Below are 22842 nucleotides of genomic sequence, written 5' to 3'. Positions count from 1 at the left end.
AAAGGTGAATATGACGTGTTTTCAACAATTAGTGCATGGAGCTATCAACTCATGTCTCCTTTAATAGATGTCGCGAATGCTACGAAATCTGTACCTCTTTTATTTGCGTTTTTATTAGGCATTGTAGGTACACTTGCTCCTTGCCAATTAACAGGAAACATTAGCGCTATTACACTTTATGGAAATCAATCTTTACAAAAGGGACATACCTGGAAACATATACTGTTATTCATTTTAGGAAAAGTAATAGCTTTTACGACACTTGGACTTTTAGTCTGGTTATTAGGAAAAGAAATTCAACAAACATTAACTTTGTATTTCCCATGGTTACGCAAACTGATCGGACCTTTATTAATAATAATAGGTCTAATATTATCAGATATTATAAGAGGAAGAAATTTCTTCTCTACCCTTTTCCCTATTAAATTTATTCGAAAACAAAATGAAGTCAGCTCATTTTTACTTGGTTTTTTCTTTTCTTTAGCTTTCTGTCCGACTATGTTTGTGCTATTTTTCGGAACGTTACTCCCTTTATCTTTACCCTATAATTACGGGTACTTGTTTCCTACATTCTTTTCGATAGGAACTGCTCTGCCTATCGTCGTATTAATGTCCATCATCTCCTATCTAGGATTAAATGGGGCACTACTTAAAAAGAGCCGAAAAATAGGAAAAAACATTCAACGTATAGCCGGTGTTCTCCTTATTTTAATCGGACTTTATGATACTGCTCTATATTGGTAATACATACAAAAAGGTAAGTTCAATTCATTTGAACTTACCTTTTTTAAAAATTATATTTAACTCTTCTACATGTCCTTTTGCTTCATCTCCCACTTTTTATACAGTAGTACTGCACCAAATAAAAATACTCCCGCAACAAATGAAGCTACTGGTAACATTTTTATCATTTCATCAGGAAATACGAGTGGTAATAATGGAAATGCATACGCTGCTGGAATACGTACTCCAACGCTTTTTAATAAAATAACCATTAATATCATATTTAATAACGTGACTACAATCCATGAATCAATTGCAAAATACAATAAAGTTCCAACAGTTGCCGATGCAGTTAATACTAATATTTGTTTAAAAGCCATTTTTTCATTATACATCGGCTTTTGAAGTGATTCATACACAACAACTAATATTGGTGGAATAACTGCTAATTGTTCATAACCAGTTATCCAGCATAAACTGATCCATACGAAATTTAGTATTAGAAATACAGTCATATATTTATACTGTATTTGCACTTTTCGCTCAATACCGTTGTTCAATTTAAATATAAGAACACCTATCATTAAAATAAATGTTAAAGCAAATACCGCGATAACAAATGACCATTCCGTCGCATTTGTTACTAACGGTAATAAACCTGTCGCAATGGATGGTGCTAAATTGGATTGAATAACACATAAAAACAATATCATTAATATAAGTGTTAAGCTAACTTTTCCTATATAGGAAATATCCATTTGATTCACTGCAAAACCAATAACAGCTGTTATTGACGGTGCAATAAAGATTTTTTCTGGTTGTCTTAACCATCCTGGCTCACGATACGCCCATAAAGCAATTGCCATCGCTGCTATTTCCGGCAAAATGACTTCCGGATCATTTAATAACACACCAGCTGTTACCATAGCTAAAATAAATAAAATAGCAATCGTATATGAGATGATTGTTTCTTTCTTTGAAATTACTGCATTCATTATTGCATACTCCTTTTTACTTATTACTTTCATAATGTAAAACAACAACTCTTTATACCCTACCATAGTATTGTATATTAGCATCTTTTCTATTTCAAGTATTAGTATTCATTTACATCCTCTCTCATCCATACACATACAAAACAAAGCATTTTATAGACATTGACACTTATTAAAAGATAGGTTACAATAACTATACATTAGTAAGTAGCTAATGTAATTAAATCTAACTAGAGGTGAAACAAATGAAAAACATTTTATTCCGTATTAACGAATTGTCAAAAAAAGAAAAAGCGAATGGATTAACAGTTGATGAAAAACAAGAACAACAAATGTTGCGCCAAAACTATACACAAACATTTCGTGGAAGCTTAGATTCCATTTTATTAAACACAAAAATTGTTGATCAAAATGGTCTTAACGTTACACCTGCTGCATTACAAGATGCTCAAATACGTTTAAAATTAAGCAAATGAGTTCCGAGCTAAAGAATTTTAATAAAACATAAAAAGAGCTGGATTTCCTATATAGAAATTCCAACTCTTTTTATTGTCTTTTTTAATTTAGTAAACGAGCGATACATCGCAATTCTCCACGACACAATCATCGCAAATGCAAGTAAGAAAAACATGCCGCTTAACTCTGCCAAATCAATTGATTGGCTTAAATATGACTTTAATGCCACGCGTACAGCTAATAAGCCTACTAAAATAAATATGAATGCTTTTGACGGTTTCATATATATTTGTTCGTCTCTTATTTCAAACTTCGTTGTTTTTATAAGAAATACAGAGAAAATAAGCCCTGCAATAATTGCTTCTATTATTTCTAACGATGTTAATCGAAACTCTGGTAAAAAGTACATCGTTGCGCCTGTACTCATAAAAATTGGCGGCAATATAATTTTCTTTTTCGTTACCGGTTTTTTCGCTGCTTTAAAGCGCAGAAACATGACACCAACAGCCATACAAACCGCTAAAATACTTGATAAAAGTGCTATCATACTCTTCCCACTCCTATCTACTTAAAAGACTTTTTGAGCAAAATCATAAACCAAACGAGCCCGACACTTATAATAACATGACCTAATCCAGCCATATGGCTTAAACCATAAAAGTCAGTTCCATTTACTTGTAGAAGACCTCTCCATAGCATTGTAGCAATAGTAAAGATTACTCCTACATTATAAACAACAAACCATGCACAAAAGCTCTTTGTTTCTTGTACATGAAACACTTTACATAAGGCTAAAGCAATTAAAAAGAATACAAAACCGAGCACTAATACATGTGTATGCACTAATTGCAACATTGTGGATCCTTTAATTCCTTGTGCTTTCGAATACTCTCTTGCAAATACACCTGATAATAAACCAATAATTAAGTAAATAAATGCCGCATTATATAATTTCTTCATTCTATTCCTCCTGTTGTAAACTTTCTATATTCGCTGCAATTATTTTAAGCAAAGTTTATGAACGGAGTATGAACAAAATATTACATTCAATTTTTGAAAATAAAAAAGCCATTCCACAAATAATAATTGTAGAATGGCTTTTCAATTTATTTTAAATCTTCTATTGAGAAAGCACCTGGCAGTAACTGCTCAACAGTCACTTCTTTTTCATCACCTTTTACATTCGTTAATAATACAGGCATTTTCGGATCACAGAATTCAGCAATTACTTGTCTACACGCACCACATGGTGAAATCGGTCCATCAGTTTCTCCTGTAATAACTAAGTAACTAAAATCGCGCTCACCTTCTGATACTGCTTTAAATATTGCTGTTCTTTCTGCACAGTTACATAAACCGTAAGAAGCATTTTCTATATTACAACCAGTATAGATTTTCCCTTCTTTCGTAACTAACGCTGCGCCAACAGGAAATTTAGAATACGGAATATACGCTTTCGATAACATCTTGTTTGCTTCTTCAATATATTTTTTCTTACCCATATTATTTCCCCCTCAAAGTAAACGAAATGATGATTAGTCAGTAATAACTGTATGAACTAATTTAGGAGCCACTGCTGTTTCAGCGATAGAGATGTTCTCATAAATTTTTGCTTTTACATCTTCTACATTTTCACGATTTGCGTAGATTGTTACGAATGGCTCGCCTTCTTTTACTGCATCGCCAACTTTTTTACGTAACATTAATCCTACTGCTAAATCGATTTCATCTTCCTTCGTTGCACGACCTGCACCAAGTAACATAGCTGCAATACCAATCTCATCTGCAACAATGTTAGAAATAACACCTGAAGTTTTTGCAGGTACATCAATTACATACTTCGCCTGTGGCATTTTTTCTGGATTGTCTACAATTGAGCTATCTCCGCCTTGATTGCTTAAGAACTCTTTAAACTTCTCAGTTGCTTTTCCGTTTTTCATCACTTCAATTAGCATTTCACGAGCTTCTTCTAACGTATTTGCTTTTTTCGCAAGTACGACCATTTGGCTACCTAATACAAGTACTAATTCTGTTAAATCTTCTGGACCTTCACCTTTTAACGTATCAATCGCTTCTTTTACTTCTAGAGCGTTACCAATCGCAAAACCAAGCGGTTGTGACATGTCTGAAATAACAGCCATAGTTTGACGTCCTACATTATTTCCGATACGTACCATTGCATGTGCTAATTCTTTTGCATCTTCTTCTGTTTTCATAAATGCACCAGCACCTGTTTTTACATCAAGTACGATTGCGTCAGCACCTGCTGCAATTTTTTTACTCATAATTGAACTTGCAATGAGAGGAATTGAGTTAACCGTTCCTGTTACATCGCGTAATGCATAAATCTTTTTATCTGCAGGTGTTAAGTTTCCTGTTTGTCCAATAACAGCTACTTTGTCACGGTTTACAATATCAATGAACTGCTCTTTCGTAATTTCAACGTGGAATCCTTCTACCGCTTCTAATTTATCAATTGTTCCGCCTGTATGTCCTAAACCACGACCAGACATTTTTGCTACTGGTACATCTAAAGCAGCTACTAATGGTCCTAATACTAATGTTGTCGTATCACCAACACCGCCAGTTGAATGTTTATCTACTTTAATTCCTTCAATTGCTGACAAGTCGATCGTTTCACCAGACTCAACCATCGCCATCGTTAAATCTGCACGTTCGCGATCTGTCATATCTTTAAAGAAGATTGCCATTGCAAGCGCACTCACTTGATAATCAGGAATACTTCCGTCTGTATATCCATTAATAAAGAATTTGATTTCTTCAGTCGTTAATTCTTTGCCGTCACGTTTTTTTGCAATAATATCTACCATTCTCATTACAATCACCATTCCTTTTTATATGATACGAATCTATTAAAATAATAAGCCAACGATTGTTGCTGATAAGAAACTTACTAATGTTGCACCGAATAGTAATTTCAAACCAAATCTTGCGACTACATTCCCTTGCTTTTCATTTAAGCTCTTAACCGCCCCTGCAATAATCCCAATTGAAGAGAAGTTTGCAAATGAAACTAAGAATACAGATATAATCGCTGTCGTTCTATCTGAGAAATTAAAGTTTCCTTGTGCTAAATCTGTCATAGCGACAAATTCATTCGATACTAATTTTGTTGCCATAATATTTCCGGCATTAACTGCTTCATGCCAAGGTACACCCATAATAAATGCAAATGGTGCAAATACATAACCAAGAATTTCTTGGAATGAAATACCGATTACACCTTTAAATACTGCATTAATGAATGCGATAAGAGCAACGAAACCGACTAACATAGCTGCTACTGTAATCGCAACTTTAAATCCATCAATAATGTATTCCCCTAATACTTCAAAGAAAGTCTTTTTCTCTTCTTCTTGTACTTCTAACATATCTTCTTCCTCAGTAACTTCATACGGGTTAATGATAGAAGCAATGATGAAGCCACCGAATAAGTTAAGCACTAAAGCGGTTACAACATATTGCGGTTTTAATAACACCATATATGATCCGACGATAGACATTGAAACGGTAGACATTGCAGATGCACATAATGTATACATTCTTTTCTCTGGCAATAACCCTAATTGTTTCTTAACTGAAATAAACACTTCAGATTGTCCTAAAATCGCAGAAGCAACTGCATTATATGATTCTAGTTTCCCCATTCCATTTACTTTACTTAATGCTAGACCGATAGATTTCACAATAATAGGTAATACTTTAATGTGTTGCAAAATACCTATTAAAGCTGATATAAATACGATTGGCATTAATACACTTAAAAAGAACGAAAACTCTTTTTGATTTACTAATCCACCAAATACGAAATTCACACCATCAGCGGCATATTTTAATAACTCTCCAAAACCATCTGCTATTCCGCTAATTAATATATTCCCTACACTTGTATTTAATAATAAAAACCCCAAAATAAATTGTAATATAACCATCGTTATGATTGGGCGATATTTGACTTTCTTTCTATTATTACTAGCAAGCCAAGCGATACCTAAAATCAATACGAGGCCAAAAATACCAATTAAGTATTTCATAAGCCGTCTCCTCCCATTCGTATCCGCTTACATTTTTTTCAATTATTAAAGCAATAGATACACTTTACTTTGTGTATCTATTGCTCTTCACTTCATTAATGATTAGTAGTTATCTGTAGCACCTTTTGCATCATTTAATACGATTGCAACACTAGCACTTGCTCCAACGCGAGAAGCTCCAGCAGCTACCATTTTGTCTGCATCTTCACGTGTACGAACACCGCCAGATGCTTTTACACCAACGTTTGGTCCTACTGTTTTACGCATTAATGCGATATCTTCAGCAGTTGCTCCGCCAGTTGAGAATCCAGTTGAAGTTTTTACGAAGTCAGCACCAGCTTTTACTGATAATTCACAAGCGCGTACTTTCTCTTCATCTGTTAATAGGCAAGTTTCAATGATTACTTTTACAAGAGCTTTTCCTTTTGCTGCTTGTACTACTTCATAAATGTCTTTTTCAACAAGTTCGTTGTCACCATCTTTTAAAGCGCCTACGTTGATTACCATATCAACTTCAGTTGCACCTTTTGCAATAGCATCTTTTGTTTCAAATGCTTTTGTTTCAGTCGTGCTTGCTCCTAATGGGAAACCGATTACAGTACAAACGTCTACATCATGTCCAGCTAGTTCATCAGCCGCTAATTTTACCCATGTTGGGTTAATACAAACAGAAGCGAATTTATATTCCTTTGCTTCTTCGATTACTTTCATAACATCTTCTTTAGTAGTATTAGCTTTTAAAATTGTATGGTCAATTAACTTTGCAATGTTCATTATCTTCACTCCTCATATCTTTTAACAACTTCATTCTAACTCTTAGTTGAACAAATGTAAATACACTTTTGAAATTTTGTTCATTCTTTTTTAAAAGGAATTTTCTTGTAGTAAATAAAGCGCATTCTAACAAAGAACATTTCAAATATATAATCAAAATTTTTATGTTAACAATGGTAGTATGTATCTCCATATCCATAATTATTTTTAAAAAGGCAATTTGTGTTCAAAAAAACTCCTATCATTCATACATAACAAAATAAAAGGCGTTCTCAAAATTAACATCTTGAGAACGCCTTTTATTTCTAATCTTTTTGATAATGTAACAATTCTTTTGCTGTATGCTGATCGATAATTAATACATTTGCATACCCGCCACGTAACGCACCATCAATTGCTTTGATTTTTCTATTACCACCTGCAACTAAAATAGAACGTTTCTTTAATTTCAGTTCTTCTAACTCAATTCCAATGGTCCGCTTATTAATTTCTTCACTACTAATATTTCCGTCCCCATCAAAGAATCGTGAACAAATGTCACCGACCGATTGTTTTTTGAGTAAACTCGTTTCATCCTTATCGAAATAACCTAATCGGAATAATAGCGCTTCGTCTCGAACTGTTCCTACAGTGAAAATTGCAATATTCGCTTGTTTCCCCATTTCGATAATGTGATGAATATGTCGATCCTGCTCTACTAATTCTTTCGTCACTGCATTATCAAATATAACTGGAAGGGGTAGATTTCTTGGCGTCGTTTGAAAAGCATCTGCAAATAAAGCGATTGTTTCATTCGCATATGTATTTACACTCGAATGACTAATACCACCTTTTAACTGAACAACCTCTACCCCTTTTACATGTTGCGGTACGATTTTTCTAGCGATTTCATACATCGTCATTCCCCAGCTTACACCAACAATATCACCGTTTTTAACCGTCTTTTCCATATACTCAGCTGCATATTTGCTAATATACTCTGTAATCGTTGCATATTCCGGAACTGGAGAAAATACAACATGTGCCTCTAATAAGTTATACTTTTCTTTCAATAAATTCCCGACGTTATCTAAATCCGCAAATGGATCAGCGATGCTAATTTGAACAAACCCTTTTTCTTTCGCGTACTTTAACAATCTAGAAATTGTTGGTCTTGAAATATTTAATTTGTTAGCAATTTCTTGCTGACTATAATCTGATTGATAATATAATCTTGCAACTTCAACGCTTAATTGTTGTTTATCTTTTTCCATAGTAACTCATTACAAATCCCTTCCTGTATTTCCCTTTCGTTACAAGCATTATACAGCTTTATGCAAAAAAATTCGACTACCGAATTTTATCTATCTGAACTTCTACTACACTTAATATATAATGAAAACTTATTGTGTAGATTTACAAACTCAATATAGATACGCTTGAAACATGTAAATCAATTAACATTTAATTCACATTTTTTCTGTAGTAACGATAACAAAGCCGTTCAAGTTGTATATGAGGCTTAGGATATCAAAGACTATTTTTTCTCCTATCTATGGCATTTTCGCCCGTTTTTCTATAAGGGATTAAACTAATGAAGCAATAATTCGATTATCTAGAATACAAATGCTCTACAGACAAAGAATATGGATCATGTATCCATGGAGATACAATCCCAATCTTCATTTTTATAATTGATTAGCCAAAACAAGCCTCTTCGTCTTTCAATAACAATACTTTCATGCATACCTGCAGTTGCTTCTCTCGCATTAATTCTATCATGTACACAAGCCCAATGAAGCCGATAAATAAGGTCGGCCTCGTCCAAAATTTCTTCTGCATTTCGCAATTTTGTTTTTTGATAAAATTCATTAAAAGAACTACAATCAGAAACAAGTTTAATTGCATAATGACAGTCACAGATTTCTCTTGGGAATTTCAGTGTATTCACGAGGCCTATTGACCAAAGCAAAACCCATTGGGCTTCATACTGCCATGCAATCTGTATCGCTTCTTTCTCATCAGGTTCCTCTGAATTTAGAAAATTCCTTTCCTGCATCGTTAATGATTCAACCACATCAAATTGATTCAGCAGCTCCATGACGAACTCTTTGGAAGTTTTCAAATCTCCTTCTTGGGCAACATCACAAGCATATTGTATGACAATTAACAAAGCTACTGCTCTCTTCGTAATCTCTTCTCGGCTTCTTAATTGAATACTTGTCAAAGGAGGCAATTGAGGCAATCCTTCTATATATAGAATCCCTTTATCTTGCAGATAGCTTATCGATTTCTGTTTTCTTTTCTCCCCATCGGTAGAAGTACTATTCTGTCCCCTTATTTTGTTCGTACATGCTTGAGGAGTAAATTCTGAAGGACCAGAGGATCCATCCGGAAATACAATTACTTTTCCATCCTTCCCGATGAGAGTTCGATCAGGAATAAAACCAATACCGTTCACCTCATTAAGTAATTTAAGAAACAGCTCCACGTATTCATCACTATAATCCTTCTTCGTCTCTATAGCGATTATGGTATTAATTACAGAAATCTGTGCCAAAACCATCTTCTTAAGATGTTCTTCTTGAAATTCGATTTGATCGTACATGTGCATCATTCCAGGAATATTATTGAAAAAATAATCAGGAGATGATTCTTCAGAATCCACTCGAATAATAATTTTATTTTTGCCAAATAGTCTTTTCGATTGAATCGTATATTCATTTTTATTGCGTTCAACCTTAAACCCATTTTGAAAAACTTGAGTAATGAAACCTTCTATATCACTTGTATCATTCCTTGATGCAAATATCGTAAAAAATTTCAATTTTCCCCCTCCTCTAATTCTTATATTCTTCTTAGCTATAAACTTAGAAAAACAAAATAACATAAGTTTTTTAACATATGATACATAATTAGTATATTAAAACAGCTTTTTCATTATGGCTTGCTCTTCAACTAAAGTTCGTATTAGTGAAATAATCCAAACAACGTGTAAAAAGCTCCCTTTGCTAAAGTCTATTCAAATACCCCTTATAAACAGAAGTTACTATTTATAAGGGGTATTTACTCAATTTAATTTTATAAAAATTGGATGGAAACAATGCAAGTTCTCACTTATTTAGAATAAGTGAAAAGATGATGTTTTATTTGTTCAATAAAATAATGATGGTGTATATTATCGTTAGATACTCGACTTGCCATAATAGCCCCCTCCATTGCAGAGGCAAGAAAGGAAGCGAGTGATATAACCTCTATATCTTCTTTAAATTCTTGTTTCTCTATTCCTTCTTTTATGAGAGAAGCCATTAACATTACTGTATCATCATAACCTTTTGCTGCTGCTTTTTGTAATTCTGGAAATACTCCAGTACTTTCAATGGCACTATTAAGTAATGGACAGCCTCCAGCAATAGGAGGATTATTAGCTGCATCTTGATATACAAGGAAAATTGCAAGGATTTTATCAATTGCTGTTTTTTTATTTTCCATTGCTTTATGAAAATGACTCCACATAATCTCACCACTTTTGTCGTAGGCAGCAAGGACAATTTCTTCTTTACTTTTGAATCTACGATAAATAGATCCTTTAGGTAGTTCAGTAGCTGTCATTATATCCTGAATGGATGTGCGAGTTATCCCATTAGTATTAAATAAATATAAAGATGTTTCAATAATTTTTTCTTTAACCTTATCAACTTTAGTCATGCTTTGTAATCCTCCTAATGAAAACGATCCTAATATTCTAGGTAATGTTTACCCTCTATTTTCTTAATTTTTTTGTAAGTATAAATAAGTTTGGAACAGAAATATCTTATCAATCCCTATCTTATGGAAACCTCAAAGAATACAGTTTGAAAAGAAGTTAATCAAATTGTATTACCTACATGAATTAAGTGAATTTTCCGTCAAAACAACATGACCAATTGTTTAATTCAGTCATATTATACAACTAATTTTATCTAAAATCGTAGAGGTGTAAAAATATATAGTTAATTTTAATGTATAGACATATGATTATTATATATAATTTTTATCAATATGTTTAGCTAAAGTGTTTGAACTACTCCCACTTTCACTTCATTCTATAAAAGATTAACCATTAATGATTACTGGAATTAAATTGTAACAAAGCAACTGAAATATAAATATATTTGCTTTTTTCCATTTTGATTTTGTTAATACTTTATAAAAAGGGTTTAAAAAACTAGAAACTTGTAGTATCATTAGATTTCGATTCAGACCGAACCGTCCGGTTTAGAATCTTATATAAATATATTTAGAAGGAGAGCGTTATGCAGAAAGAAAAATCAAAAATTATAGGTAATTTAATTATGGGGGCAATACAGTGAACTTTATAAAAATGAATAAAAAAGAAATCATTATGCTAATAATCTTTACACTGTTTGTACCATTTCAAATTGGCTTGTACATACTATTTGGCATATCACTTTTAGCTAATGTCAATTTAGTTGAATCAGAATTTGTTCTTAGTGCCATCGGTTTTACTGTACCTGCTATTGTAGGAATCATTTACTTTAGGAAAGAAATTATTGAAAGTTTTACTTATTTTAAAGAGAAGACAATTTTGAAAATAGTAAGTATTCCTATGGTAGTTTTATTTACGTTAATTGTGGAACAGTGTGTTATGCATTTTCTAGCAACTGGTCAACCAGAGAACCAAGAGCAGCTCCTTGAAACGGGTGCAGAGGTACCTCTTGTATTTACATTGCTTGTATTTGGTATTCTGGGTCCAATACTTGAAGAAATTGTGTTTCGCCACATATTAATAAATCGTTTTTCTTACCATATTGGTACTGCTATTGCATCTATCATTTCGATTATGATTTTTACACTTCTTCATACGAACCAACTTTCGGATATTGCTATTTATTTACCTGGATCGTTGATACTTACTGCGGCTTATCTTATTTCTAAAAGATCCATTGCATATGTTATAGCGATACATATGTTAAACAATTGCCTTGCTTTCATTCTGTAAGAAACTAGACTTGTTTCTGATGCCAAAAATATTCTATGTTTCTATCAAGCATTTTTGGCACCAGAACTACTTTTTCTATGACATAAGAAAGCTAATCAAAAATTATAAAATATTAGGAGAGTGTCAGTCATGATTGTAACAACAACTTCTGGAATTCAAGGTAAAGAGATTATTGAGTATATTGATATTGTAAATGGTGAAGCTATTATGGGTGCAAATATTGTCCGCGATGTATTCGCTTCCGTTCGTGATGTTGTAGGTGGCCGTGTTGGTGCTTATGAAAGTAAACTAAAAGACGCTCGTGATATTGCAATGGGCGAAATGAAAGAACTTGCAAAAGAAAAAGGTGCGAACGCTATCGTTGGTATTGACGTAGATTACGAAGTTGTTCGTGATGGAATGTTAATGGTTGCTGTCAGTGGTACAGCTGTGCGTATATAAGTAAATAAAAAAACGGTTCCTCTTGGAATTTATACTTTGAGGGGAAATCCTGATTCTGTTGCAGATTTTAAAGAATAAAACGAGAAATAATCAACTTTTTTATTTCTCGTTTTATCTACATATTTATTTTTGGAAAAACAATCTAACTCCAAATACTAATAATACGGCGCCTGTAATACCCTCTATTGTACGGTTCACTCTTTCTTTTCTTAAAAAAGTTCTTAATTGACGTATGAGTGAGATGTAAAGTAAATACCATATTGCTGTCAAAGTCGTAAATGTGAGTCCTAACAAAAGAAATTGGAAGAAATGATTTTGATTACTCACAATAAATTGGGGTAAAAAACTAAGGAAAAATACAGCGGTTTTTGGATTTAAAATTGCCGTAGTAAATCCTTGTCTAAAGCTTTTAATTGCCCCAATATCCTTAGAGTCCATTTCTGCTGAACCTGACATATCTTCTTTTTTATGTAAGGCACTTTTAATTGACTTTACAGCTAAATAAATTAAATAAACAGCCCCAGCATATTTTATAAATGTAAATAACATAGCAAATTTCATTAAGATAGCAGAAAGTCCTAACGTAGCCATTATTGTATGAATCATCATTCCAGATATCGTTCCTAAAACAGTCTTTATCCCGCCATTTTTACCATGCGAGATAGTATTTTTTGTAACTAGCGCAAAACCAGGACCAGGCATCATTATGATTAACATTGCTGTAAGGATAAATAACAAATAATTTTCCATGTTGTAGTATTTCCTCTCCAATTTTTAGTTTTGCTTACAGTATAGCTTTTTTCATTAAAACATTACATATAAAAGACTTGATCAGAAATTTATTTAGGTTATTCGTATCAATTTGATTAACTATTACCCAATAGCCACATTGATAAAACACATGACAAACTTATATATAATTGCAAGCTCAACTCTCACAAAAAACAGGATAAAAAATAAACAGCAGAACTAGTCCACTGTTTACTTTGCCACACCTTCATGTAATTTTTCTGTATAATCCTTTACATCTTTCCAGCTATCTTTCGCTGTATGTAAATCTTCTTTTATAAACGTAAACTCTTCCGGACTAATTCCTTTTACGTTTTGTAATAAATTATTATACTTTGCACCTACTGTATACCATTGATTTGATATGTTTTGTAGTGCTGTAATTGCTGCATCAATTGTTTCTGTCATGTTTGTTGTTTTATTTTTTACATCAGTCAAAATTACGACTTCTGCTTGTGCTCCTGAAATTCTATCTTTTAAATTGGCGATTTCTCTTTCTGCATTTGCGATATCTTTTTTCGCAACCGCAATCATCGGCCCGCCAGCAAGACATGTTATTAGAGCTACGCAAAGTACGCCACCAGCAATGACCATATCATTACTCTTTTTAATCGAATCGTTATATGTATTTATTTGTTGCTCTAGAGCTGGAATACCAGCATTCGTACTTGCCAATATCGCTGTTAACTGATTTGTATCCTCTTTGAAACTATTTGTATCTTTCGCCATTCTATCGCGAAAAGCTTTCAAATTTCCTAATAATCCATCTACCTCATTTTGATTCTTTACAATATCCGCATACAACTTTTCTAAATCCGCTTTTAATTTTCCACTATCCTTTTGATCAATCGCTATTAACATGTCATTATAATACGATTGAAAAGTATTATTGTAATTTATAATATTTTGATCTGTTTTCATAATTTGAGGCTTCATATTATTTAACCAATATGCTGCATTAATTTTTGCATCTCTTTGATGCTGAATCATATTCCCTTTAAATTCACTATTAATCGAACTTATTTTACTTAAATCCGTCTCTTGTTGATTTTGAATTAATTTTGCATATGAATCCATTGCAAATATGCTTGATGTCGTTTGTGCCATTACATCTTGGAATCCTGCTGGTCCAAGAGAATAGTTTTTCACATTTTCTTGTAGCACCGTTACATTTTGTTCTGCTGCAAAAGGATGTAAAGGAAATGCGTTACTCGTTGCCACCCCAGCAATCATTACCGCTAAAAGACATTTTTTATAAAATCTTTTCTGCATATTTTTCACCTATTCTCTTTATAAGGATATCAAAAGCTCCTGCTCACAACTGAACAGGAGCTTCAAATCATTCATCAACACTTAACGCCCTAACGATTCGTATTCGATTATGCTTTTTTCGTATCTACTACTTTAATATCTTCAGCATAAATCTTTTCTGCATAGTCTTTAATGTTTTTCCAGCTATCTTTCGCAATGTTTAAATCTTCTTTAATGAAAACAAGATCGTTTGGACTAATTGAATCCACATTTTGAAGTAAAGAATTGTATTTTGATCCCATTGTATACCATTGGTTTGAAATGTTTTGCAACGCTGTAATTGCAGTATCAATCGTATTTGTTAAATACTCAGTTTGTGTTTTAATGTTCGTTAACCCAGCTACTTCTAATTGAGCAGTTGTAATTTGTCCAGTTATTTTTTGAATTTCAGCTTGTGCATTGTCAAGTTCTTTCTTCGCTAATACGATACCAGCTGTACCACCGCCTACAGCTGCTGCACCACCTGCAATTAATGCGACTCCTAGCGGTGTTCCTGCGCCCGTAGCAATAACTACTGCACCACCAATAATTGCAATTGGTCCTAGAGCTGTCGCAACAGATGAACCGATAATAATTGCATTATATTTACTAATTGCTTCATTGTACGTTGTAATTTGATTTTGCAGAAGTGGAATCCCTGCATCTTGACTAGCTAATATAGATGTAATTTGATTTGCATCACCCTTGAAGTTTTGCGTATCCGACGTCATTTTATTTCGGAATTTTTTCAAGTCTTCTACTAACTGATCCACTTGCGCTTTATTTTCATTAATACTACTTGATAATCTAGTTAGGCCTTTCGTAAGAGTCGCTTTATCTTTTGCATCTACCGCAGCAACTAAAGTATCATAATAGTTTTGGAATTTTGTATTGTAGTTAATGATGTTTTGATTCGTTGAAATAAGCTGTGGCTTTAATACATCTAACCATTGCTTCGCATTTCCTCTAGCTGTATCTTGGTGCTGGATCACTTTTCCTTTTAAAGCTGCATCAACAGTCGATACATTTCCAAAGTTAACATTACCTTGTTTAATAATTGTTAAAGCATACAGATCCATTACTAAAGCATTTGAACCTGTTCTTTCCATTGCATCTTTCAAGCCTTCTGGTCCTAATGAATATTCTTCATAGTCATTATAAGCTTTTGCTACCGCATGAACTGGAGCTTGTTTCACTGTACTTTCAGCTGCATACGTATGAGCCGGCATAATATTTCCTGCTGCAAATACTGCCATAAGTGCTGATAGAGCCATTACTTTATATGGTTTTTTTGTCATTTTTCTTCTCTCCCTATATCGCTAATTATTTTTCTATTTAATGTACTTCAACGTTTGTAACGTAATCTTCAAATTGATTTGTTTGCTTATTCATTTCATCACTTACTTTTTTAATTTGATTAAAATGTTTTTGAAGTAAACTACTGTCTGTATACGTGCCTTCTTCAACATTTGTTTGAATTTGAATCATATTATTATTTAAAACTTTCCAATCCGTTAATAACGTTTCTAAAGTTGTAATTTGACGATCAATTAATTCTGTAAAGCTATTTACTTGATCTTCAACGAATGTAATTTGAGTCGCCTCTGCTTCAGTTTGTGATAACTTTTGAATAAGTGGCAATAACTCTTTTTGCTTTTGCTGAATGCGAAAAGCTGCTTCTCTCGTTTGACTATCTGCAGCATTTACAATTTCATTACTTAAAGTACCGATAGAAACAAAATCGATTGTTTTCGTTTGTGCAGTTTGATTTGTGATTGTAAATACTTGTTTACCGATATTAATAGAACCTTTAATGATTTCTTGAGGTCTATTCAAAATAGTAGTTAGTTCAGCTTGAATTTCCCCTTGAATTCTTTTAATATCTTCTCTTAATTTCACAATATCTCCACTTGATCCTTGCAGTGTTTTTATTGCTTCATCGGCTTTAATTGATAAGTTGTTACTATCTTTGTCTAATACTGTTTTAAATCGATTTAACTCTAATAAATCTTGCTCCATACTCTCTTGGATGCTCTGTACTTGCAATTGTAATTTTCCATATGCACTCATAAAATCTGTTTTTGCTTGCTGATCTTCATTTACATTTCCTGCTAGTTCATAGAGCTTACTATAATAACTATTGAATCTAGTGCTGTATCTCATCATCTCTTGATTTAAGTCAATTAGCTTCGGATTATATTCATCAATCCACTCTCGTACATTCGCCTTTGCAAACTTTTGATGATTCGTTAAGCTACTCATCGCATTTACCTTAATGTCTGGCTGTTGCAAAATAATTAATCCGTATGCTTGAATAAGCGGTGATTGTGATCCTAACATTCTAATTGAATTGGATAATGTATTTGGAGCAATTACATTTTGCGCATATACTGTTTTCACTTCCGTTTGCCCCTCCTTAGCGTAAGCGCTTACAGGAATGAAGCAACTCGTAGATACCGCTGTAACCAATAACCCTGTAATTAAAGTCTTTTTCACTTTAACTCCTCCTATGTATTAGCAACTATTACTATCGCATTTTATTATTCTATTTTCTTGCCCATAATTTGAGATGGTTAAAATAGAGAACGTTCTCAACGTGATCTATGTATGAACCACCTCTCTCGTATTGCTACAGTACTTACTTATCGTCACAAAACATTTCATTATTTTTCATATGTGTTTAGTATGAATAATATTGTATAAATTTTCTATTTCATCGAAATCCCCACATTCACACAGTGAATATATTACATAAAAATATTATTCATTTTAAACTAAACAACATACGTAAATATGAAATTTCATTTTGTTTTCATATAAGTTTTGTACTGTAAGGTCATTTAAACACAGCTGTTTATATATCGTAAAGAAGTATTTTCATTCCCTTTATTTTCAAGCTTTCATGTCCTTATTTCAAAATATAATCCGATTCACTTTATCGATTGAAATATCTACATATCACAACAGAAAACACTACTTTCAAATAACCAATGAAGTTATATTAGTATAATTTTTAACCCCATATGCAATTATGCATAGCATATACACAAAAAGGATAGCTTCATTTTCGCGAAGCTATCCTTAAAAAATTTTCTTATTTTTTCAAATGATATGGAACTGTCGTAATAACAACATTTCTTTTATAAAGTAAATACGCACGTATAAGTAAACTGGATTGATTATGAAGAATGTTATGCCAACCTTTTTTCGGAATGAACTGTGGTATAACGACCGTAACACGGTAATTCGATTCACTTGCCTTATATTGCACTGTATCGATAAACTTCGTTAGCGGCTGAATAATACTTCTATAATGAGAATGTAATGTAACAAGCCTTACTTCAGGTTGCCACTTCTTCCATTTCTCCTCAAATTTCTTTTCCTCTTCTCTGTCAAAAGCAACATATACTGCGATAACTTGATCTGCCGAAAGCGATTTCGCATAGTTCAATGAATTTTCTACTACATGCGTCATACCTGCTACAGGAACGACAATTACATTCCCCTCAATTGGAATAAGAGGCTCGCAAGTTTTTAAACTTAATTGATCACCCACTGCATCATAATGCTTCTTAATTCGATGGAATAAGAAGATAATAACTGGTAAGAAAATAAGAATCGACCAAACTTGTGCAAATTTAGTTAAAAAGAACATGCTCATTACGATAAAACTAATAACTGCACCAATTAAATTAACCGTTAATCTTAAAGCCCATCCTTCAGGCTTTTCGCGAAGCCATTTTAATACCATCCCTGTTTGAGAAAGTGTAAATGGAATAAATACACCTACTGCATATAGTGGAATTAAATGTTCTGTTTGCCCTTGGAAAGCTACAATTAAAATAATCGAAGCAACTCCAAGTATAATAATACCGTTTGAGTAACCTAGGCGGTCTCCTCTAATCGTAAACATTCTCGGTATGAATTTATCTTTTGCAAGGTTAACCGCTAATAAAGGAAATGCAGAATAACCTGTATTAGCAGCAAGAATTAATATTAAAGCTGTTGTACCTTGTATGAAATAGTACATGAAATTACGTCCAAATGTTTGTTCAGCAATTTGAGAAACAACTGTTACTTCTTTACTCGGAGTCACTCCGTAATAATAAGCTAAAAATACAATTCCTGAAAATAACACAGCAAGTAATGCACCCATTGCAAGCAATGTTTTTGCAGCATTGTTTGGCGCAGGATCTTTAAAGTTCGGAATTGCATTTGAAATTGCTTCAACACCTGTTAAAGCAGAACTACCTGATGCAAATGCTCTTAGTAATAAAAATAAACTAATCCCTGCAACTGGTGTACCAATTGGCGCATGTAAAGTGGGTGAAACATGGCCAGTTAAAATATTATATATGCCCACACCAATTAATATAAATAGTGCTAAAACGAATAAATAAACAGGATATGCTAAAACGGAAGCTGATTCAGTTACTCCCCTTAAATTTAATATCGTAATTAATATAACAAATATAACCGCAATAATTACGTTGTGTGCATGTAAGCTAGGAAACGCAGACGTAATTGCATCTGTACCAGCGGACACACTTACCGCAACAGTTAAAATATAGTCAACTAATAAAGATCCTCCAGCAATTAAGCCTGGATTCATCCCTAAATTTTCTTTTGATACAACATACGCTCCCCCGCCATGCGGATAAGCAAAAATAATTTGACGATAAGATAAAATAAGGGCTGTCAATAATACTAATACCCCAACAGCGATCGGAATGGAATACCAATAAGCGATCGCTCCAACACCTGCTAAAGCAATTAAAATTTGCTCTGGACCGTAAGCAACTGATGACAATGCGTCAGAAGATAAAATAGCTAAAGCTTTCGTTTTATTAAGCTTTTGTTCTCCAAGCTCCGTTGATTTTAACGGTCTTCCAATTAAAAATCTTTTAATAGATGAAACCAATGCTGTCCACTCTCCAATAATTTTGTACGAACTTTTCTGCTTGTTGCAGCCAGTAAACTATTTACTCAGAAAACAAAAAATGTCTACAAGCCATAGCGAAATAGACTTGTAGACATTATTTTTTTTGTCGCACAAGCTCCACCTTCCTTCTCAATATAACGCTTACGAGGTTAGCTGTCGGATTCGGGCCTATGAGTAGCCCTACCTTTTTTAAGGATTCACCCCATCGGATTATGTACTAATCCGTAAAAACGGGTCCCCCGTACCATGCGGTTTCAGCGATTTAGAAAATTGAAACTGTGGATTATAATACTCCTTTATTTTCAAAAAGTAAACAAAAATTTTTAATAAGAAAAAAATTAAAATGATTGTGCATAATCCACTGAGAAATATACATAATGAATACTAAAAAATCCGCAAAGGAGACCCATATGTCTAAAGAAAAGAAGCCTATTTTTTCCGATTCATATTTAGATGCAGTAGCAAATGAAATTAATCAGTTATATGGTAAACGTGAACAGGAAATAAATTTGACAGATAGAACGAAAAGAAATAAATAATTTGTCATACAAAAAAATAAAAAAGATAGCAATACACTTATATATTGCTATCTTTTTTATTTTTTCATACATCTAATTCTATTACAGATCTGTTAAAGGTCATCTCTTCATACACCTTTAAATTTTGATATATAGTGCCTAATAATGGTGCCGCTATAGAAAACTGCTCTGCTACATCCAGTAAATATCCTTGCAAGTGCTTCCCTTCAATAAACGAACCCTTCTCCATATCACGTTGCATCGATGACTTCATATCATACGAAATTTTATCAATTGTTTTCATATGTTCCTGGGCAATATTAACCTTTATTGGAGCTCCTAATACTTTCATAATTTGTACAGATTCCTCAAATACATTACGGATAAAATCACGGCCGCCTTCACTTTCACGAATTGGTCCAATTGGTGCACGCATTAACGTTGTCACACCGGACATTACAGTAATAAATAAATATTTATGCCACATATCTTGCGTAATATTTTCACTTAAAACAAAACTAGATTTCGTACCTGCAAATGCTTTAGAAATATGCTTTACTCTCTCTGAATTTTGAGACTTAATTTCTCCAAACACAAGTCTGTTGGCAGCGCTAGTTTGTACAATTTCTCCTTGATCGTTTAACGTCGTCTCGATAAAGCATAAACCGCCAAGTACTTTTTCTTCGCCGAATTCTTTTTGTAATAGCGATAAATGAGCGATACCATTTAACAATGGAATGATTACAGTATTTTCGCCAACAAACGGCTTCAAATCTTGAATTGCCTCGTTTAAGTGATACGCTTTTGTTGAAAATAAAATGACATCAAATGGAGAAGTTCTCTCTTCTTTCGTTATTAAATTCGGTTGGAAAGAGAAATCCCCGTTAACACTTCGGATTACAAGTCCTCTTTCCTCTAATTGTTTTTTCCGTTTACTACGAACAAGAAATGTAACATCTTCTCCCTTTTCGACTAATCTGCCACCAAAAAATCCTCCGACTCCACCAGCGCCTAATACTAAAATCCGCATACAGCATCCCCCTTTTCAAAATACAATTTTATAACTTTTAGTATACATAACATTATACATGTCCTCTGCTAAATAAGCTGAATTTTCACTCTCAATCGAGTATAAAACAGTGGTTATTTTCAAATAAATTTGGGCATGTTGTTTCTATAGCATATATGGAAAGGAAACAATGTAGATGGAGGCAATACAAGCAATTGAGGAAAAAGATGTAGCAACAGCTATATTTCAATTTATATTCCCGTTTTCGTTTAAAGCTGGATATGAACAAAATATGTTCCCTTTCTTACAAAAAAACGATTTCCGTCCTTTTCGGCTCGATCATCTCTATGATGAAAATACATATTATGGGGAGTTTAAAGTTTCACATCAAAATATGGAAGCATACTATCTTTCATTTACAAATAAAATTCTCTTTCCTCACTCAGAGCATCAAAAGGGCTTGCAACGTTATTCAAAGGACCTTAACTTAACTGGACATTTAACAACAAACCTTATTTCAATCCCATTCAAGATACACTCTATTGATGTAACACTTTGTCCTTATGAACTTGGCTTCTTAACAATTCGAACAGAAGTAAACACTGCTCCAAGCATGACTTTATCTGAAGCAATCGAATTCGCTGCTCGCTTCCGTGTACTTGAAACTAAAAATGATACAAATGAGACTATTTGTATTGAATGTAACGGAAAAAAGTATTCCCAAGTTGAAAAATTCATTTTTGGTTATTTATTTCATGGCGTAACTGATTTCTTTGAAAAGAAGAGATTAAGAAGTTCATACTTTCAAACCTTCCCTTTCTTCGAAGACCAAAGAATGTACGTCCAAACTTTATTGTCACTAAAAGAAGGTATGGAACTTAATGAAGTGGATGTTTATCGTACTTCTAGTCTTTCCGGATTAACAAGTGATGGTAAGCCATATGTGAGTGCAAATAACCTTCCTTACATTCATGACTATTTAAAAAAACACGCTTACCAGAGATGGGCTCCAAATCGTTATTTCATAATGGAAGAACATATTTTTACATGTGTAACAAATGAAGGAGAACGCGAAATCGCTAAACTTGCTAGTCAAATGTACGGGGAATTTTATTACGCTTTATTATTAAACCTATTCCATAAAATTGTTTTATTAAAAATGGCAAACGCCTATGCTGAGCTAAACATTGAACAAGATACTAATGAAATAGAGAAATTAATTTATTCGATCAATTCGTTCACTGCTAATTATTTTTCTTTAGAATTAGTATCCCAATCACAAAGTGAAGATATTTTCTTCCGCTTAAGAAAACTTTTTAATATTGAGGTTCTATACTCGAACGCGAAACAAAATCTTGATAGTTTGTTTAAATATCAAGAAAATGTCGCCTCTAAAAAAGATAGCCTCTTATTATTAATTTTAACGCTCTACTCTGTAGTGGGCCAAATGTTAGGGTTTACTATGATTGACCTTTTAAGAAACACCGATTCAAACAAAATATCGTCACCTCTTGAATTTTTCGCTCTATTAATTGCGATTAGCGGCATTGTCATTTCACTTATTTTAGGAGCCCAAAGTTTATACCAATGGGGTTTACAGCATAAACGAAGAAAAGCTTGGGTAAAACAAACTGTACTTTCTGCCGTTAAAGAGAAAGAAGATAAAAATTAAAGAAAGTTATTTTCAAATTCTTGGTGCGCTGCAGTAAGTGAAATTTTTATCAGCGATTTTCCGATTATATCGGCGCAACTCGAAATATATCAGCGATTTTTTTATATATCGACTTACCGACAAAAACCGACAAATGACAGAACCGTATAATAAAAAAAGGGTGCTCCAAAATTAAACTTGGAGTACCCCTTTTACTA

Annotated in this window: 22 protein-coding genes and 1 riboswitch; of the genes, 6 read left to right on the top strand and 16 right to left on the bottom strand. The window is 33.2% G+C overall.

What is annotated here, in order from left to right:
* The first annotated feature begins 15 nt into the window (after positions 1–15).
* Positions 16–744: an urease accessory protein UreH domain-containing protein gene (locus tag BHV55_RS09515; RefSeq protein WP_238143103.1), complete on the top strand. Its 729-nt coding sequence runs from the start codon at positions 16–18 to the stop codon at positions 742–744.
* Positions 745–809: 65 nt separating this feature from the next.
* On the opposite strand, the gene BHV55_RS09510 is transcribed toward BHV55_RS09515, so the two are convergent.
* Positions 810–1718, bottom strand: a complete 909-nt coding sequence (locus tag BHV55_RS09510; protein ID WP_070757080.1) for an HPP family protein — start codon at positions 1716–1718, stop codon at positions 810–812.
* A 245-nt stretch (positions 1719–1963) separates the two neighbouring features.
* On the opposite strand from BHV55_RS09510, the gene BHV55_RS09505 reads away from it, so the two are divergent.
* Positions 1964–2194 carry a DUF896 domain-containing protein gene (locus tag BHV55_RS09505; protein WP_000789773.1) on the top strand — a complete coding sequence of 77 codons (231 nt, stop codon included), beginning with the start codon at positions 1964–1966 and terminating at the stop codon, positions 2192–2194.
* A gap of 47 nt (positions 2195–2241) precedes the next feature.
* Here the strand turns inward: BHV55_RS09505 and BHV55_RS09500 are convergent, their stop codons facing one another.
* The 9 genes from BHV55_RS09500 to BHV55_RS09460 form a co-directional block, all read right to left on the bottom strand.
* Positions 2242–2721: a CcdC family protein gene (locus tag BHV55_RS09500; RefSeq protein ID WP_070757081.1), complete on the bottom strand. Its 480-nt coding sequence runs from the start codon at positions 2719–2721 to the stop codon at positions 2242–2244.
* A 17-nt stretch (positions 2722–2738) separates the two neighbouring features.
* The gene (locus BHV55_RS09495; RefSeq protein ID WP_000737863.1) at positions 2739–3134 is read right to left on the bottom strand and encodes a DUF2871 domain-containing protein; all 396 of its coding nucleotides are present in this window, start codon (positions 3132–3134) and stop codon (positions 2739–2741) included.
* A 146-nt stretch (positions 3135–3280) separates the two neighbouring features.
* Positions 3281–3676, bottom strand: a complete 396-nt coding sequence (locus BHV55_RS09490; RefSeq protein ID WP_000516778.1) for a cytidine deaminase — start codon at positions 3674–3676, stop codon at positions 3281–3283.
* A 33-nt stretch (positions 3677–3709) separates the two neighbouring features.
* Complete coding sequence (locus BHV55_RS09485) at positions 3710–5011, bottom strand: pyrimidine-nucleoside phosphorylase (protein ID WP_001983022.1); 1302 nt, start codon at positions 5009–5011, stop codon at positions 3710–3712.
* A gap of 36 nt (positions 5012–5047) precedes the next feature.
* The gene (locus BHV55_RS09480) at positions 5048–6229 is read right to left on the bottom strand and encodes a NupC/NupG family nucleoside CNT transporter (RefSeq protein WP_000876173.1); all 1182 of its coding nucleotides are present in this window, start codon (positions 6227–6229) and stop codon (positions 5048–5050) included.
* Between the two features lie 102 nt (positions 6230–6331).
* Entirely contained in the window at positions 6332–7003 is a 672-nt protein-coding gene (gene deoC, locus BHV55_RS09475) for a deoxyribose-phosphate aldolase (RefSeq protein WP_001017441.1), read from the bottom strand.
* Between the two features lie 305 nt (positions 7004–7308).
* The gene (locus tag BHV55_RS09470; RefSeq protein ID WP_000409782.1) at positions 7309–8256 is read right to left on the bottom strand and encodes a DNA-binding transcriptional repressor DeoR; all 948 of its coding nucleotides are present in this window, start codon (positions 8254–8256) and stop codon (positions 7309–7311) included.
* Positions 8257–8633: 377 nt separating this feature from the next.
* Positions 8634–9809: a DUF4272 domain-containing protein gene (locus BHV55_RS09465; RefSeq protein WP_070757082.1), complete on the bottom strand. Its 1176-nt coding sequence runs from the start codon at positions 9807–9809 to the stop codon at positions 8634–8636.
* A gap of 290 nt (positions 9810–10099) precedes the next feature.
* Entirely contained in the window at positions 10100–10690 is a 591-nt protein-coding gene (locus tag BHV55_RS09460; RefSeq protein ID WP_000169647.1) for a TetR/AcrR family transcriptional regulator, read from the bottom strand.
* 640 nt (positions 10691–11330) lie between these two features.
* Here BHV55_RS09460 and BHV55_RS09455 point away from each other — a divergent pair.
* Positions 11331–11984, top strand: a complete 654-nt coding sequence (locus BHV55_RS09455; RefSeq protein ID WP_001009302.1) for a CPBP family intramembrane glutamic endopeptidase — start codon at positions 11331–11333, stop codon at positions 11982–11984.
* A 129-nt stretch (positions 11985–12113) separates the two neighbouring features.
* Positions 12114–12425, top strand: coding sequence for a heavy metal-binding domain-containing protein (locus tag BHV55_RS09450; RefSeq protein WP_000637518.1), 312 nt, complete (start codon positions 12114–12116; stop codon positions 12423–12425).
* A 123-nt stretch (positions 12426–12548) separates the two neighbouring features.
* Here the strand turns inward: BHV55_RS09450 and BHV55_RS09445 are convergent, their stop codons facing one another.
* From BHV55_RS09445 to BHV55_RS09425, 5 genes are all read right to left on the bottom strand, one after another.
* Positions 12549–13175 (bottom strand): LysE family translocator, encoded by a 627-nt coding sequence (locus BHV55_RS09445; RefSeq protein WP_000432999.1) that lies wholly within the window; start codon positions 13173–13175, stop codon positions 12549–12551.
* Between the two features lie 231 nt (positions 13176–13406).
* Positions 13407–14486: a non-hemolytic enterotoxin NHE subunit C gene (gene nheC / locus BHV55_RS09440; protein ID WP_001171989.1), complete on the bottom strand. Its 1080-nt coding sequence runs from the start codon at positions 14484–14486 to the stop codon at positions 13407–13409.
* Positions 14487–14593: 107 nt separating this feature from the next.
* The gene (gene nheB / locus BHV55_RS09435; protein WP_000162975.1) at positions 14594–15802 is read right to left on the bottom strand and encodes a non-hemolytic enterotoxin NHE subunit B; all 1209 of its coding nucleotides are present in this window, start codon (positions 15800–15802) and stop codon (positions 14594–14596) included.
* Between the two features lie 37 nt (positions 15803–15839).
* On the bottom strand, positions 15840–17000 hold the full coding sequence (gene nheA, locus BHV55_RS09430; RefSeq protein ID WP_000751832.1) for a non-hemolytic enterotoxin NHE subunit A: 1161 nt from the start codon (positions 16998–17000) through the stop codon (positions 15840–15842).
* A 598-nt stretch (positions 17001–17598) separates the two neighbouring features.
* A complete protein-coding gene (locus BHV55_RS09425; protein WP_000254887.1) occupies positions 17599–19425 on the bottom strand; it encodes an APC family permease in 1827 nt (608 codons plus the stop codon).
* Between the two features lie 144 nt (positions 19426–19569).
* Positions 19570–19716: riboswitch (cyclic di-AMP (ydaO/yuaA leader) on the bottom strand.
* A gap of 140 nt (positions 19717–19856) precedes the next feature.
* On the opposite strand from BHV55_RS09425, the gene BHV55_RS27660 reads away from it, so the two are divergent.
* The gene (locus tag BHV55_RS27660; protein ID WP_000031873.1) at positions 19857–19985 is read left to right on the top strand and encodes a hypothetical protein; all 129 of its coding nucleotides are present in this window, start codon (positions 19857–19859) and stop codon (positions 19983–19985) included.
* A 64-nt stretch (positions 19986–20049) separates the two neighbouring features.
* Here BHV55_RS27660 and panE read toward each other — a convergent pair whose 3' ends face one another.
* Positions 20050–20994, bottom strand: coding sequence for a 2-dehydropantoate 2-reductase (gene panE, locus BHV55_RS09420; protein WP_001221910.1), 945 nt, complete (start codon positions 20992–20994; stop codon positions 20050–20052).
* A gap of 175 nt (positions 20995–21169) precedes the next feature.
* On the opposite strand from panE, the gene BHV55_RS09415 reads away from it, so the two are divergent.
* Positions 21170–22645 (top strand): hypothetical protein, encoded by a 1476-nt coding sequence (locus tag BHV55_RS09415; RefSeq protein ID WP_000387423.1) that lies wholly within the window; start codon positions 21170–21172, stop codon positions 22643–22645.
* Positions 22646–22842: the final 197 nt, after the last annotated feature.

The sequence above is a fragment of the Bacillus sp. RZ2MS9 genome (assembly GCF_001816185.2).
GTDB lineage: Bacteria > Bacillota > Bacilli > Bacillales > Bacillaceae_G > Bacillus_A > Bacillus_A cereus.
This window is presented reverse-complemented; position numbering and strand designations above follow the sequence as displayed.